12 protein-coding genes and 1 pseudogene are annotated in these 14,379 nt (G+C 73.1%); 9 read left to right on the top strand and 4 right to left on the bottom strand.

What is annotated here, in order from left to right; genetic code table 11:
* Together TR49_RS44285 and TR49_RS38660 are read right to left on the bottom strand one after the other, a co-directional pair.
* Positions 1–792: pseudogene (locus TR49_RS44285) on the bottom strand (hypothetical protein); the annotation flags it as partial.
* Between the two features lie 302 nt (positions 793–1,094).
* Entirely contained in the window at positions 1,095–1,988 is an 894-nt protein-coding gene (locus TR49_RS38660) for a LysR family transcriptional regulator (RefSeq protein ID WP_042390948.1), read from the bottom strand.
* A gap of 68 nt (positions 1,989–2,056) precedes the next feature.
* Between TR49_RS38660 and TR49_RS38655 the strand changes: the two genes are divergently transcribed.
* The 5 genes from TR49_RS38655 to TR49_RS38635 all read left to right on the top strand — a co-directional run bounded on the left by TR49_RS38655 (position 2,057) and on the right by TR49_RS38635 (position 6,704).
* Positions 2,057–2,968, top strand: a complete 912-nt coding sequence (locus tag TR49_RS38655; RefSeq protein ID WP_084725849.1) for an EamA family transporter — start codon at positions 2,057–2,059, stop codon at positions 2,966–2,968.
* 78 nt (positions 2,969–3,046) lie between these two features.
* Complete coding sequence (locus tag TR49_RS38650; RefSeq protein ID WP_042390946.1) at positions 3,047–4,321, top strand: FUSC family protein; 1,275 nt, start codon at positions 3,047–3,049, stop codon at positions 4,319–4,321.
* On the top strand, positions 4,314–4,856 hold the full coding sequence (locus TR49_RS38645) for a MarR family winged helix-turn-helix transcriptional regulator (protein WP_042390944.1): 543 nt from the start codon (positions 4,314–4,316) through the stop codon (positions 4,854–4,856). Before TR49_RS38650 ends, TR49_RS38645 begins: the two co-directional genes overlap by 8 nt.
* 113 nt (positions 4,857–4,969) lie before the next feature.
* Positions 4,970–5,371, top strand: coding sequence for a YciI family protein (locus TR49_RS38640; RefSeq protein ID WP_042390941.1), 402 nt, complete (start codon positions 4,970–4,972; stop codon positions 5,369–5,371).
* Positions 5,372–5,408: 37 nt separating this feature from the next.
* A complete protein-coding gene (locus TR49_RS38635) occupies positions 5,409–6,704 on the top strand; it encodes an RNA polymerase sigma factor (RefSeq protein WP_042390938.1) in 1,296 nt (431 codons plus the stop codon).
* A gap of 9 nt (positions 6,705–6,713) precedes the next feature.
* On the opposite strand, the gene TR49_RS38630 is transcribed toward TR49_RS38635, so the two are convergent.
* The gene (locus TR49_RS38630; protein ID WP_042390935.1) at positions 6,714–7,256 is read right to left on the bottom strand and encodes a DapH/DapD/GlmU-related protein; all 543 of its coding nucleotides are present in this window, start codon (positions 7,254–7,256) and stop codon (positions 6,714–6,716) included.
* Positions 7,257–7,417: 161 nt separating this feature from the next.
* Here TR49_RS38630 and TR49_RS38625 point away from each other — a divergent pair, with 161 nt between their 5' ends.
* A complete protein-coding gene (locus TR49_RS38625; protein WP_236653742.1) occupies positions 7,418–8,134 on the top strand; it encodes an LmeA family phospholipid-binding protein in 717 nt (238 codons plus the stop codon).
* A 65-nt stretch (positions 8,135–8,199) separates the two neighbouring features.
* Here TR49_RS38625 and asnB read toward each other — a convergent pair whose 3' ends face one another.
* Positions 8,200–10,053 (bottom strand): asparagine synthase (glutamine-hydrolyzing), encoded by a 1,854-nt coding sequence (gene asnB, locus TR49_RS38620; protein ID WP_042390932.1) that lies wholly within the window; start codon positions 10,051–10,053, stop codon positions 8,200–8,202.
* Positions 10,054–10,540: 487 nt separating this feature from the next.
* Here asnB and TR49_RS38615 point away from each other — a divergent pair, with 487 nt between their 5' ends.
* The 3 genes from TR49_RS38615 to TR49_RS40695 form a co-directional block, all read left to right on the top strand.
* Complete coding sequence (locus TR49_RS38615; RefSeq protein WP_042390930.1) at positions 10,541–12,106, top strand: Re/Si-specific NAD(P)(+) transhydrogenase subunit alpha; 1,566 nt, start codon at positions 10,541–10,543, stop codon at positions 12,104–12,106.
* A gap of 6 nt (positions 12,107–12,112) precedes the next feature.
* The gene (gene pntB / locus TR49_RS38610) at positions 12,113–13,573 is read left to right on the top strand and encodes a Re/Si-specific NAD(P)(+) transhydrogenase subunit beta (protein WP_042390928.1); all 1,461 of its coding nucleotides are present in this window, start codon (positions 12,113–12,115) and stop codon (positions 13,571–13,573) included.
* Between the two features lie 184 nt (positions 13,574–13,757).
* Positions 13,758–14,379, top strand: a 622-nt coding sequence (locus tag TR49_RS40695; RefSeq protein WP_152627700.1) for a DUF4232 domain-containing protein, incomplete at its 3' end; no start/stop codon positions are given.

Below are 14,379 nucleotides of genomic sequence, written 5' to 3'. Positions count from 1 at the left end.
GCCCCCTCCACCGGCCCCGCCGGCGCCACCGGGGCCACCGCCCGCCAGCTGCCCCCCGGCTCCCGCGCCTCCGGGCAGGCCGCTGGCGACGCCGATGTCGCCGCCCGCGGTGTTGCCGCCGATGCCTCCGCGGCCACCGGATCCCGGGGTGGCGTTGGTCGCTCCCGTGCCGGCGACACCGGGACCGCCCCCGCCGTTCAGTGGCGCGCCGTCGCCGTTGGTGCCGCTTCCGCCGTTGCCGCCGCCACCGGCGCCGCCTCGGCCGCCCGTGTGGTGGTAGACGGAGTTGTTGAAGGCCGCGCCGTTGCCGCCGCCACCGCCGCCACCCCCGGCGACGACGATCCGGCCGAGGACGCTGAACCCGAACTGGCCGGTGCGGACGTCCGACGCTCCGCCTCCGCCACCGGCGTCGCTGGTGTCGGTGCTGCCGCCGGCGCCTCTGCTGCCGACCGCGCCGCCGTTGAACCCGCCGGCGAGGAGGCCGCCCGCGCCGCCCACGTTGACCTGCAGGACCTGGCCGGGGGTGACCGACACGGTCGTGGCCACCCGCGCACCGAAGCCGCCGACGTTGCCGCTGCCACCGCCGACGCCTGCGCCGGCACCGCCGTGGGCGCCTTCGACGATGAGGGTGAGCGAGGTGACCCCGGCGGGCACGGTGAAGGTGTCGCTGCCGGAGCGTTCGTAGAGGCATGACCTGAACGTCCCGATGTCCACCGGGGCGCCGTTGCCGCAGGGGGCGGCGGCCGAGGCCGGGCCGACGGTTGCGATCAGGCCGGCAGGCGCCAGGGTCACGGCCGTGATCACCGCGCACACCGGCCTCCGCCGGCGTCGACGGGGACCGGACGGCACGGGGCCGGTGTGCGTGTCGGCGGTGTGCGTGTCGGCGGAACGGGCGTCATCGGCCCGAGGGCGCCGCAGGGTTGTGCGACCGTCATCCATGACGGGTCTCCGCTCTCGTAGAGGAAGATCGGCAGCGGGTCTGCCTTCCGTCACTGTGGATCAGGCAGCCGAAGCCACCGGTCGCTTGCGAACGGACACTCCGTCGATTCACACCGGCGGTCCCCGAGCCGGGACCGCCGCCGACAGGCATCCGACTACGACGGGCGACCGGAGCCGGGGCGGGTGCCTGTCGCGGCCCCCTCCGCGTACAGCTCGGAGATCAGAGCGACGGCCTCGGCCGTGGCCGGGTGGGGGTCGCGGCGCGGCCAGACGACGTGGACCGGGACCGGCGCGGTTCCGCGCAGTGGCCGGAAGGCGATGCCCTCGCGGCGGTACTGCGTCGCGGTGCTCTCGGGGGTGATGCCGATGCACCGGCCGGTGGTGATGGCGGCGAGCCAGTCGTCGATGTCCTTGGTGTAGCTCAGCGTCGGCCGGTCGCCGGTGGGCCAGAGCTCGGGTGTGGTGGTGCCCGTGCGGCGGTCGACGACGACGGTGCGGCCGCGGGTCTCGTCGAGGCCGACGGACCGGCGCCTGGCCCACGGGTCGTCCGTGGCGACGGCCACCACCCGCCGTTCGAGTCCGACGACCGTGCTGGCGAAGCGCTGCGCGTCGACGGGCCCGCGCACGATCGCGAGGTCGCACACGCCCTCGGCCAGCCCGCCGGTGGAGGTGTTGGTGCGGATCAGCTGCAGCTCGACCTCCGGGTGCGCGGCGGCCCAGCGGCGCTGGAAGGCGGCGGTGTGATGGCCCATCGCGGACCAGGCGTGGCCGATCCGCAGCCTGGTGTGGCCGGTGGCGACCTCGCGCATCAGGGTGTCCACCTCCGCCAGCAGGTGGCGGGCGCGGCCCAGCACGAGCGTGCCGGAGGGCGTGAGCGCGACGCTGCGGCTGGTGCGGTGCAGCAGCCGCACGCCGAAGACGGCCTCCAGCCCGGCCAGCGTGCGCGAGACGGCGGCCTGCGAGACGCCGAGCTCCAGCGCGGCGTCGGTGAAGCTCCCGGTGTCGACGATGGCCACCAGGCAGCGCAGCTGCTTCAGCTCGATGTCCATACGCTCAGCGTATAGCTGGATGCGCGCATGCATTTTGCGCATCCACCGGGGCGGCCCATGCTGCGGGTATGACGACCTCTTCAACGTCCGACGCCCAGGCGTCTCTTGACCGGGCGGACGCGGGCCGACGGGTGGGCGCGGCTCCGGCCTCCGGCATCGTCATGATGGTCGGCAGCGCCCTGTCGAACCAGCTCGGCGCGGCCACCGGCGCGCTCGCCTTCCCGGCCATCGGGCCGGCAGGGGTGGTCGCGGTGCGGCAGTGGGTGGCCGCGGTCGTGCTGCTGGCTGCGGGACGGCCGCACGTGCGGCGGTTCACCTGGCGGCAGTGGTGGCCGGTGCTGCTGCTGGCGCTGGTCTTCGCGACGATGAACCTGACGCTCTACACGGCCGTCGACCGCGTCGGCCTGGGCCTGGCCGTGACCCTCGAGTTCGTCGGCCCGCTGACGGTCGCCCTGGCCGCCTCCCGCCGCCGCACCGACCTCGTGTGCGCGCTGGCCGCCGGCGCTGGGGTGGTGTGCCTGCTGCGCCCGAAACCGACCACGGACTACCTGGGCCTGGGCCTCGGCCTGGCTGCAGCGGCCTGCTGGGCGGCGTACATCCTGCTCAACCGCCTGATCGGCGCCCGCATCCCGGGCGCCGAGGGCCCGGGCGCGGCGGCCGCGCTCTCCGGGCTGCTCTACCTGCCCGTCGGCGTGCTGGTCTTCACCCGACACCCGCTCACGGCCCAGGCGCTGGCCTGCGCGTCGGCGGCCGGAGTGCTCTCGTCGGTGGTGCCGTTCCTCGTCGACATGCTGACGCTGCGCAAGGTCCCCACGCAGTTCTTCGGGGTCTTCATGAGCGTCCACCCGGTCATGGCCGCCCTGGTCGGCTGGGTCGTCCTCGGCCAGCGCCTCCCCCTGGCCGACTGGCTCGCCATCGCGGCGATCGTCGCCGCGAACACCACCAGCGCACTCGCCGCCGGGCGGCGGGGGCGCGGCTGAGCCGGGCGCCGGGGCGGCCGGTTGCTCCCACCCTCGGCCCATTTATTTTACGAGTGAAACACTTGCTAAACTATCCGCATGCTCCAGAACCCCGCCCTCCCGCTGCGCGGCTCGCTGCGGCTGCGGCCCGCCGTCGGGCCGTGGCATCGGCCCGCGTTCAGTGTGGCCGTGGCCACCGGGCTGCCGAACCTGCTGCTGCTCGCGCTCGGGCGGCTGGACCTCGTGCCCTACACGTCCGCCGGGACGATGTGCGCCCTGTTCGCGCACGCGCTGCCCTACCGGGAGCGGGCTCGGACGCTGGTGTGGGTGGTCGCCGGGATGGCGGCGAGCGTCGGGGTGGCGCTGACGGCCGCGTCGCTGACGCGCTCGGCGGTGGTGCTGGTGGCACTGGCGGCGCTCATGGCCGGACTGCAGAAGCTGCTGTGCGACGCGACGCGGCTCGGGCCGCCCGGGAACGTGATCTTCACGTTCGTGACCGCGTCGGCGTTCTTCCTGCCGCACCAGCGACTGGACGCGGTGCCGGTGCGTCTCGCACTGGTCGCCGTCGGCGGACTGGTGGCATGGCTCGTCTGCCTGGCGCCCGCACTGGTGCGCGCGCACGGCCCGGCGCTCACGCTCGCCCGGCCCCGGAAGCCGCGGCCGCTGCGCGTGCACCTGCCGCTCGCCTCCCGTGTGGCACTGGGCTGCGCGCTGGCCGGATGGGCCTCACTGGCCGCCGGGGTCGGGCATCCGTACTGGGCGGTCGTCACCGCCGCCGCGGTGCACCGCGCCAACACCAGCGTCTCCTTCCAGCGCGCGTGGCAGCGCACCGTGGGGAGCCTGCTCGGCCTGCTGGTCTTCTCCGTCGCCGTGCCGCTCACCCACCTCCCCGCCGTCGGCGCGCTGCTCGCGCTGCTCTTCGTCGCCGCCTGCCAGGTCGGCGCGGAGGCGACGATCACCCGCAACTACTGGCTCGGGCAGGTCTTCGTGACGCCGATGGCGCTGCTTCTGGTGAGCCTCGGCAGTACCGAGCCCGTCGGCACGCTCGTCGGCGACCGGTGGCTGGACACCCTGTTCGGGGCGGCGCTCGGCATGGCGGCGGCGTTCCTGGTCACCAACCGTCGTGCCGGGGAGCGTCTGACGACCGCGCTGCACCAGGCGCGGGCCGCCCAGCGGCTGGCGCTCACGGGGCCGGTCGGCGGCGACGCGCACACCCGGCTCGCCGACACGCTCCACGAGCTGCGAGAATCCGCCGACGGCCATGCGGGAGAGTGGTGGCAGCGACCGGTTCCGCTGCAGGAGGTGGCACAGGTGGAGCAGGAGGGGCACCGGATGCTGGCCCTGCTGACGGAGCGGCAGGCCGCGCATGTCTGAGGAACAGCGCCGCCGCGAGACCCGGGAGGACATCGTCACCGGCATCATGCGCCAGTGGCGGCAGGTCCACCCGGAGCTGGACCTGGAGCCGATCGGCGTGATCGGCCGGATCAACCGCTGCGCGGCGCTGCTGCAGCAGGCCGCCGACGCGCAGTTGCAACCGCAGCAGCTCACCCGCGCCGAGTTCGACCTGCTCGGCACGCTGCGCCGCTCCGCCCGGCCGCTGACGGCCGGCGAGCTTGCCCGCGAGACCTTCGCCTCCGGCGCGGCCGTCACCAAGCGGCTGCGGCGGCTGGAGCAGCAGGGCCTGGTCGAGCGGCGCACGGACGCACGCGACCGCCGCGTCGCCCGGCTCACGCTCACCGACGCGGGCCGCGAACTCGCCGACCGCACCCTGCCCGAGCAGCTGGACCGCGAGCACGCGCTGCTGTCCGGGCTCCCGCCCGAGCACCGCGCGGAGCTGGCCGAGCGTCTGGGCGAACTGCTGCTGCATCTGGAGGGGAGCATCCCGCACGTTCCGCACGCCGCGGGCTGATCTCCGAGATTTTTCCGCGCATCTCGTCGAGGATGTCGAAAACGCCGGGCGTGCTTCTACCTACCCGTGAGAGCCCCCCACCGGGGCGGGTACGACGAACGAGGAGCGGAACGATGAAGTACATGCTGCTGATGCAGTTCAGCGAGAAGAACGTCGACTTTCCCAAGATCGACGAGTGGAAGCCGGAGGAGGTCCAGGCCCACATCCGCTTCATGATGAAGACCAACACGGCGCTGTCCGAGGCGGGTGAGCTGGTCGACGCCCAGGGCCTGGCGATGCCGGAGACCGCGAAGATCGTCCGCTCGCACAGCGGCGGTGCGCCCGTGGTGACCGAGGGCCCGTTCGCGGAGTCGAAGGAGTGGGTCGCCGGCTGGTGGATCGTGGACTGCGAGAGCGAGCAGCGCGCGATCGAGATCGCCGCGGACGTCTCCGCCGCGCCCGGCCCCGGCGGGCTGCCGCTGAACATGCCGATCGAGGTGCGCCAGGTGATGGCCGGGCCGCCCGCCGAGCTGTGAAACGGCGCACCGACCGAACCGAGGTGACCGAAGCCCTGTGACCGCGCTCGAACCCGACGTCGAGGACCTGCTGCGCACGCTCGCGCCGCAGGTCGTCGGCGTGCTCACACGCCGCTGGGGCGACTTCTCCGCCGCCGAGGACGCGGTCCAGGAGGCGCTGCTCGACGCCGCCTCGCAGTGGCCCGCCGAGGGGGTTCCGCACAGTCCGCGCGGCTGGCTGGTCCAGGTCGCCGGACGCCGGATGACCGAGCAGGTCCGCAGCGAGCAGGCCCGCCGTCGGCGCGAGGAGCTGGTGGCCGGGCAGGTCCCGGACGACCGCCGCGCGGCGCCGGGGGCGGATGCGGACGCGGTGGACGGCAGCGGGCGGGACGACACGCTCACGCTGCTCTTCCTGTGCTGCCACCCTGTCCTGTCGCCCGCCTCGGCGATCGCGCTGACGCTGCGCTCCGTCGGCGGCCTGACCACGGGTGAGATCGCCCGCGCGTTCCTGGTGCCGGAGTCGACGATGGGGCAGCGCATCAGCCGGGCCAAGCAGTCGATCAAGAGCTCGGGCGCGCGGTTCCGGATGCCGGACGCGGCCGAGTGGCCGGCCCGGCTGGACGCGGTGCTGCACGTGCTCTACCTGATCTTCAACGAGGGCTACGCCAGCAGCAGCGGCTCCGAGCTGCGGCGGGTCGAGCTCTCCCGGGAGGCGATCCGGCTCACCCGGGGCGTGCACGCGCAGCTGCCGGGCGATCCGGAGGTCGCCGGACTGCTCGCGCTGATGCTGCTGACCGAGGCCCGCGGGCCCGCCCGGACCGGCCCGGACGGCGAACTCGTCCCGCTCGCCGAGCAGGACCGCACCCGTTGGGACCCGGACGCGATCGCCGAGGGCGTCGCGCTGATCACCGCGGCCCTGCCGCGCGGACCGGTCGGCCCGTACCAGGTGCAGGCGGCGATCGCGGCCGTCCACGACGAGGCCCCGACGGCGGCCGAGACGGACTGGCCGCAGATTCTCGCCCTGTACGGGGTGCTCGCCCGTCTCTCCGACAACCCGCTGATCACGCTGAACCGCGCCGTCGCCGTCGCCATGGTCGAGGGCCCGGCGGCCGGGCTGGCGCTGCTCGCCGATCCCCCGCCCGCGCTGGCCGGACACCACCGGCTCCACGCGGTCCGCGCCCATCTGCATGAGCTCGCGGGCGAGCGCGAGGCCGCCGTCGCCGACTACCGCACGGCCGCCCACCGCACTGCGAGCCTGCCCGAACGCCACCACCTCACCCTCCGCGCCGCACGGCTCGCCGCGCAGGACCCACCGCACACGCAGGACGCGCCGACCCCGGGGCCGGGCGCCTGACCGGCGACGTCACCAGTGCCGCTGCACGCTCGCCTTTCCGCCCGTCACCAGGCTTGCCGGCGGGACGTCGTCGGCCACGACCGCGCCGGCGGCGACGACGGCGTCGCGGCCGATGCTGACGCCGGGCAGGATCGTCGCGCCCGCACCGATCCACACGTTCTCCGCCACGTCGATGGGCGCGCCGGTGAGGTACAACCGGCGCTCCTCCGGATCGACCGGGTGGCCGCTGGTGATGAAGGTGACCTTCGGGCCGACCATGACGCGCTCGCCGAGCCGGATGCCCGCGTAGTCCAAGAAGGTGCAGTTCTGGTTGATGAAGACGCGCTCGGCGAGGTCGAGGCCCAGGCCGTGGTCGGTGTAGAAGGGCGGGTAGATCGTGACGCGCGGGGGCAGCGGCCTGCCCAGGATCTGTTCGAACAGCTCCGCCTTGCCCGCTTCGTCGTCGAAGGGCAGGACGTTCAGGCGGGAGGTGAGCTCGGTGACCCGCAGCACCCGCTCCGCCATGGCGTGGAACTCGGCACTGTGGATCCGCATGAGCCGGTCGCTGGACATGCCCCGATCCTAGGCCGACGGCCGCGGCTCCTCGGAGTCCGGCCGCGTCGTCGCCCGCCGGGCGGGCACCCCGGTGCGCACACGACCGATGCCTGCCGCTAGCCTGCTCCGCGACCGCCGGCGGGGGCCGGCGGCGGGAGCCGAAACGGGGGGTCGAGGCGATGAGGCGGCGCTGGGTCAAGGTGCTGGCGATCGTGGTGGTGGTGCTCGCGGTGCTGGGCACGGTGGTGGACCGGCTGGCGGACAACTACGCCGAGCAGCAGGCGGCGCAGCTCGCACAGCAGAAGTACGGCTACGGCCAGGGGACGACGGACGGCTACACCCATGTCGCGATCGACGGCTTCCCGTTCCTGACACAGGCGCTGAGCGGACAGCTGGACCACGTCACGCTGGACGCAGGCAACTTCACGCTCGACACCTCCGAGCATCCGCAGGGCGGCTACCTGAACGTACGGCGGCTCACGCTGGACCTGCACGACCTGCAGGTGACCTCGCTGACCGCTCGCAGCGCGCAGGCCCAGCTGGTCACGGGTGATCTGACGCTCTCGTACCAGGACCTGTCGGGCGTGGTGACGCGGCTGATGTCGCGCGGCGGCGCGCTGACCGTGGGCCCGGCTCCGGGTTCGAACGAGCAGGAGGCGCGGATCCGGGTGACCGGCGCGTGGGACGGGCGGCAGGTGGACGCCGTCGGCAGTCTGCTGGCGCAGGGGGACGAGATCGAGATCCAGGTGCCCGGGGTCGGCCAGGGCTCCTACGACTACCCGGTCACCCTGCCCTCCGGCGTGGGCTTCGACGCGGCGACCTCGACCGCGACGGGCGTGGACGTTCACCTCGTCGGCCATCAGGTGCTGCTGGGCTCCTCGGCCTACGGGCGCTGACGCGCGTCTGCCGCCGACCGGATTCCGGTCGGATTCCGGTCGGCGGCGGGCGCAGTGAGGCGAAGTCAGATGTCCAGCGTGACGTCGTAGTTGCGCAGCCAGGTGTCGAGGGCGAGCACGACCTCCGCGGAGTTGCGCAGGTCCGGGCCGGGCGCGTCGGCGACGGCGTCGGCGGTGGCGCCGACGTCGAGCAGGTCGCGGACCGGGGCGTCGCGGTCCGCGAGGAGCGCGCGAAGGTCGCCGCGCAGGACCTCCGCGTAGCCGGGGTCCTGGGTGGAGGGGTAGGGACTCTTGACGCGCTCGGCGACCACGTCCGGCAGCACGTCGCGGGTGGCGGCGCGCAGCAGGGACTTCTCGCGGCCGTCGAAGGTCTTCATCGCCCAGGGGGCGTTGAAGACGTACTCGACCAGCCGGTGGTCGCAGAACGGCACGCGGACCTCGAGGCCGGTCGCCATGGAGGCGCGGTCCTTGCGGTCGAGCAGCGTCTGGACGAAGCGGGTCAGGTGGAGGTGGCTGATCTCCCGCATCCGGCGCTCGTGGCCGCTCTCGCCCGCGAGGCGCGGCACCTCGGCGATGGCCTCGCGGTAGCGGGCCTGCTGGTAGCCGGGGACGTCGATCTTGCCGAGCAGACCGGGGGCGAGCAGCGCGTCCCGGCCGATGGTGGTGCTCTCGGCGGCGAAGCCGCGCTCGATGGCCCACAGCCACGGGAAGGTGCCGGCGCCGACGGCGGCGGGGTCGTGGAACCAGGAGTAGCCGCCGAAGATCTCGTCCGCGGACTCGCCGGACAGGGCCACGGTGGTCTGCTCCCGGATGGCGCGGAACAGCAGGTAGAGGGAGGTGTCGCCCTCCCCCAGCCCGATGGGCAGGTCGCGGGCGAGCAGGACGGCGTCGCGGTGCTCGCGGTGGGTGAGGTCGGCCGTGTCCAGCACGATGTCGCGGTGGTCGGCGGCGACGTGCTCGGCGAGCGCGTGGGCGTAGGGGCCGTCGGGTGTGGCGCGCAGCGCGTCGGGACGGAAGTTCTCGGTCTGGCCGACGAAGTCGACGGCGAAGGAGCGCACCGTCCCGTGCCCGCTCTCGCGCAGGGCCTTGGCGGCCAGCGCGGTGACGGCGGAGGAGTCCAGGCCGCCGGAGAGCAGCGTGCACAGCGGCACGTCCGCGATGAGCTGGCGCTCGACGATGTCGTCGAGCAGCTCGCGCACGTGGCGGATCGTGGTGTCGAGGTCGTCGGTGTGCTCCTTGGCCGTGAGCGCCCAGTAGCGGCGCTCGGTCAGGCCGCCACGGCGTACCCGCAGGGTGTGGCCGGGGCGCAGTTCGTGCATGCCGCGGTAGACGGCGTGGCCGGGGGTCTTCACGAAGGCCAGCAGCTCGGCCAGGCCCTCGCGGTCGACGACGGCGCGGGCGAGGGGGTGGGCCAGGATCGCCTTGGGTTCGGAGCCGAACAGCAGGCCGTCGGCGGTCGGGTAGTAGTAGAGGGGCTTGATGCCCATCCGGTCGCGCACCAGCAGCAACTCCTCGCTGCGCGGGTCCCAGAGCGCGAAGGCGTACATGCCGTTGAGGCGGCTGGTGAAGTCCTCGCCCCACTCGAGGTAGGCGTGCAGCGCGACCTCGGTGTCGCTGGCGGTGGTGAAGACGTGGCCGCGGGCGACGAGCTCGGCACGCAGCTCGCGGTAGTTGTAGATCTCGCCGCTGTAGGTGGTGGCGAGCAGGGTGCGACCGTCGTGGGTGACGGTCATCGGCTGGGCGCCGCCCTCGAGGTCGATGACGGCGAGGCGGCGGTGGCCGAGGGCCGCGTGGGTGTCCAGCCAGACGCCGCCGGCGTCGGGGCCGCGGTCGGTCATGGTGGCGTTCATCGCGGCGAGGACGGCGTGCTCGGTGGTCAGGTCCCGGTCGTAGGAGACCCATCCCGTGATCCCGCACATGTGGCGTGGTGCCTTTCTGCGAGGGTCGGCGCGGCGCCCCGGGTGGGCGGGGCGTGGCCGGTCCGCTGCGGCCCGCCGACATGATCACGCTAAGTAGGTTGGATGTAGGGCGCAATCATTACTTCGCCTCAAAGTCATGTTCGGGCCAACACCTCCCCGGGTGGTTTGACCAGCGCGTACGCCCGCGACGGCCGATTCGGCAGGCGCGCGGGGCCGGGGGGCGACCCGTCGACCGTCACGGATCTGACCCGATCCGGACGGGTCGTGCACGGCCGATCGGGCGGGCGACACGCCGGAAAAACAGGAGGCGGGCCACCGGTTCCTCAAGTGAGGCGAAAGTGAAACATGTCACGGTCCTGACCGGTCGGTATGCCCGCGTCCGACGGGTAGGTTCCTGCGACCAAGGGGGAAGGAGTCCCTACGACACTCCCTTTCCCCCGATCGCGGATCCCCCGTCACACCCTCCCCTGACGAGAGAACACGAGACATGTCTGCTCAAGAACCCGCGCACCACCCACCCCAGCGCATCGGCGTCGTCGCCGAGTCCGCCTCCGGGGAGACGCGCGTCGCCGCCACCCCGGCGACCGTGCGCCAGTTGCTGGGCCTCGGCTACGAGGTCGTCGTCGAGTCCGGGGCCGGTTCTGCCTCCGGCTTCACCGACGAGGCCTACCTGGACGCCGGCGCGGGAATCGCGGGCAGCGGCGAGGCCTGGGAAGCGGACGTGGTCCTGAAGGTCAACGCCCCCACCGACCCCGAGATCGCCCGGCTGCGCCAAGGCGCGACCATCGCCGGCCTGCTGGCCCCCGCACAGAAGCCCGAGCTGCTCGAGGCGCTCGCCGCCGCCGGGGTGACCGCCCTGTCGCTGGACGCGGTGCCCCGCATCTCCCGCGCGCAGTCGATGGACGTGCTCTCCTCCATGGCGAACATCGCCGGGTACCGGGCCGTCGTCGAGGCCGCGCACGTCTTCGGCCGCTTCTTCACCGGCCAGGTCACCGCGGCCGGCAAGGTCCCCCCGGCGAAGGTCCTCGTCGCCGGGGCGGGCGTGGCCGGTCTCGCGGCGATCGGCGCCGCGTCCTCGCTCGGCGCGATCGTGCGGGCCACCGACCCCCGGCCCGAGGTCTCCGACCAGGTGAAGTCGCTGGGCGGCGAGTACCTGCCGGTCAACGTCGTCCAGGAGCAGAGCACCGACGGCTACGCCAAGGCCACCTCCGCCGACTACGACCGCGCCGCCGCCGCGCTCTACCACGAGCAGGCCGCGGACGTGGACATCGTCGTCACCACCGCGCTCATCCCCGGCCGCCCCGCACCGCGCCTGCTGACGGCGGAGGACGTGGCGGTGATGAAGCCGGGCAGCGTCATCGTCGACATGGCCGCCGCGATGGGCGGCAACGTCGAGGGCACGGTCGCGGGCCGGGCGGTGGTGACCGACAACGGCGTCACCATCATCGGCTACACCGACCTCGCCTCCCGGCTGCCGGCCCAGGCCTCGCAGCTGTTCGGCACCAACCTGGTCAACCTGGTCAAGCTGCTGACGCCGGGCAAGGACGGCCGGCTGACGATCGACTTCGAGGACGTCGTCCAGCGGGCCGTCACCGTCGTACAGACCGGCGACGTCACCTGGCCGCCACCGCCCGTGTCGGTCTCGGCCGCGCCCGCCGCGCAGCCGGCCGCCGCACCGGCGAAGCCCGAGCCGAAGCAGCCGAAGCTCACGCCCGTGGGCCGCTTCTCTCTGATCGGCGCCGGGATGCTGGCGATGTTCCTGCTGGTGGCCTTCGCCCCGGCGCAGCTCGCCGAGAACTTCACGGTGTTCGCGCTCGCGGTGGTCATCGGCTACTACGTCATCGGAAAGGTGCACCACGCGCTGCACACGCCGCTGATGTCGGTGACCAACGCGATCTCCGGGATCGTCGTGATCGGCGCCCTGCTGCAGATCGGGCACGAGAGCTGGATCGTCACCACGCTGTCCTGCGTGGCGATCCTGCTGACGAGCGTCAACATCTTCGGAGGTTTCGCCGTCACCCGCCGCATGCTGTCCATGTTCTCGAAAGGCTGAGCCGAGATGACCTCCATGACGGCCTCCCACGCCGCCGACCTGGTCGCCGCGCTGCTGTTCATCCTCAGCCTGGCCGGCCTGTCCCAGCACCGCACCTCCCGCGCCGGCGTCGTCTACGGCATCGCCGGGATGGCGCTCGCGCTCGTCGCCACCATCGTGGTGGCCTCGCAGAGCATCACCGCCGGCGCGATCGCACTGATCCTGGCCGCGATGGCGATCGGCGCCGTGATCGGCCTGTGGCGGGCGCGCAGCGTCGAGATGACGCAGATGCCCGAACTGATCGCCGTCCTGCACAGCTTCGTCGGCCTCGCCGCCGTGCTGGTGGGCTGGAACAGCTACCTCGAGGTGGAGTCGCACGGCACGGCGCAGACGCGCATCGCCGCCGACCTGCTGGGCATCCACCACGCCGAGGTGTTCATCGGCATCTTCATCGGCGCGGTCACCTTCACCGGCTCGATCGTGGCGTTCCTGAAGCTGTCGGCGCGGATCAACTCGCGTCCGCTGATGCTGCCGGGCAAGAACTTCCTCAACCTGGGCGCGCTGGCCGCGTTCGTCGGACTCACGGTCTGGTTCACCGTCAGCCCGAGCCTGCCGCTGATGATCGTGGTCACCGTGCTGGCGCTGGCGCTCGGCTGGCACCTGGTCGCCTCGATCGGCGGCGGCGACATGCCCGTCGTCGTGTCGATGCTGAACAGCTACTCGGGTTGGGCGGCGGCCGCGGCCGGCTTCCTGCTCGACAACAACCTGCTCATCGTCACCGGCGCGCTGGTCGGCTCGTCGGGTGCCTACCTGTCCTACATCATGTGCAAGGCGATGAACCGCTCGTTCATCTCGGTCATCGCGGGCGGCTTCGGCATCGAGGCGCCGTCCAGCACCGAGGAGGAGTACGGCGAGCACCGCGAGGTGCGCGCCGAGGAGGCGGCGGAACTGCTGGCCACCGCCCGCTCGGTGATCATCACCCCCGGCTACGGCATGGCCGTGGCCCAGGCGCAGCACCCCGTCGCGGAGCTGACGCGTCAGCTGCGCGAGCGCGGCGTCGAGGTCCGCTTCGGCGTCCACCCCGTCGCGGGCCGTCTGCCCGGTCACATGAACGTGCTGCTGGCCGAGGCGAAGGTGCCCTACGACATCGTCCTGGAGATGGACGAGATCAACGAGGACTTCGCCGACACCTCGGTCGTACTGGTCATCGGCGCGAACGACACCGTCAACCCGGCCGCGGCCGAGGATCCGGGCAGCCCGATCGCGGGCATGCCGGTGCTGCGGGTCTGGGAGGCGGAGAACGTCATCGTCTTCAAGCGCTCCATGGCCTCCGGCTACGCGGGCGTGCAGAACCCGCTGTTCTTCCGCGAGAACAGCAGCATGCTCTTCGGCGACGCCAAGGCGAGCGTCGACGCGATCCTGCTGGCGCTCAGCGGCGACGGCCGCCAGGCGGCCGCTCCGGCGGCGCGTCAGACCGTCGCGGGGTAGCAACCGTCCTTCCGCGGAGCCCTGTGGGCCCCGGTCGCCGTCCGGTGGCCGGGGCCCACGATTTTGACATTCCTTTACAACCCCAGCCCCAGGGTGCGTCGTCTCTCCTGCCGCTCGACGCTCACCGCTCGACCCACCGTCGCATCGATGAGCTCAGTCGTTCGGACAAGGGAGACGCACGACCATGCGCAGCAGCAGCAAGGCCCTCAGGGCCGCCGCCACCGGAGCCGCCTCGGTGGCGCTCGGGGCCTCGGCCCTGGCGTTCGCGCCGGTCGCCGACGCGGCCACGCAGGCGACCACCCCGATGTGCACCACCGCCCAGCTGACCGGGGCCCTCGGCGGCGAGGACGCGGGCGCCGGACAGCTCTACTACGACGTGGTGCTCAGCAACCACAGCACCACGACCTGCCACCTCACCGGCTACCCCGGGGTGTCGGTGCTCGACTCCCACGGCAACCAGGTCGGCGCGCCCGCCACCCACGACCCGCGCGCCTACAGCGCCGTGGTGCTGGCCCCGCACGCCTCCGCGACCACCACGATCCACACCGGCAACCGGATGACGAACGACCCGGGCGAGTGCCGGCCCGCCACCACCGCGCTGCGCGTCTACCCGCCGGGCAACCGCGCCTCGCTGGTGGTCCCCGCCAAGCTGACGGTCTGCGACATCTTCACCGTCATCCCGATGGTCGCGGGCGGCAGCACCCTGCCCACCCCGCCCGCGGGCGGCGGCAGCGGCTCCGGCACGCCGACGGCCACGCCGTCGTCCGGCTCCTCGGCGACCCCTTCGGCCACCCCGAGCTCCCAGG

The organism is Streptacidiphilus melanogenes, assembly GCF_000787835.1.
Taxonomy (GTDB): domain Bacteria; phylum Actinomycetota; class Actinomycetes; order Streptomycetales; family Streptomycetaceae; genus Streptacidiphilus; species Streptacidiphilus melanogenes.
This window is presented reverse-complemented; position numbering and strand designations above follow the sequence as displayed.

Coding starts and splice junctions, on each gene's coding strand:
- TR49_RS38660 (WP_042390948.1), bottom strand. CDS start 1,988: ATGGACATCGAGCTGAAGCAGCTGCGCTGCCTGGTGGCCATCGTCGAC.
- TR49_RS38625 (WP_236653742.1), top strand. CDS start 7,418: ATGAGGCGGCGCTGGGTCAAGGTGCTGGCGATCGTGGTGGTGGTGCTC.
- TR49_RS38655 (WP_084725849.1), top strand. CDS start 2,057: ATGACGACCTCTTCAACGTCCGACGCCCAGGCGTCTCTTGACCGGGCG.
- TR49_RS38650 (WP_042390946.1), top strand. CDS start 3,047: ATGCTCCAGAACCCCGCCCTCCCGCTGCGCGGCTCGCTGCGGCTGCGG.
- TR49_RS38640 (WP_042390941.1), top strand. CDS start 4,970: ATGAAGTACATGCTGCTGATGCAGTTCAGCGAGAAGAACGTCGACTTT.
- asnB (WP_042390932.1), bottom strand. CDS start 10,053: ATGTGCGGGATCACGGGATGGGTCTCCTACGACCGGGACCTGACCACC.
- TR49_RS38645 (WP_042390944.1), top strand. CDS start 4,314: ATGTCTGAGGAACAGCGCCGCCGCGAGACCCGGGAGGACATCGTCACC.
- TR49_RS38630 (WP_042390935.1), bottom strand. CDS start 7,256: ATGTCCAGCGACCGGCTCATGCGGATCCACAGTGCCGAGTTCCACGCC.
- pntB (WP_042390928.1), top strand. CDS start 12,113: ATGACCTCCATGACGGCCTCCCACGCCGCCGACCTGGTCGCCGCGCTG.
- TR49_RS38615 (WP_042390930.1), top strand. CDS start 10,541: ATGTCTGCTCAAGAACCCGCGCACCACCCACCCCAGCGCATCGGCGTC.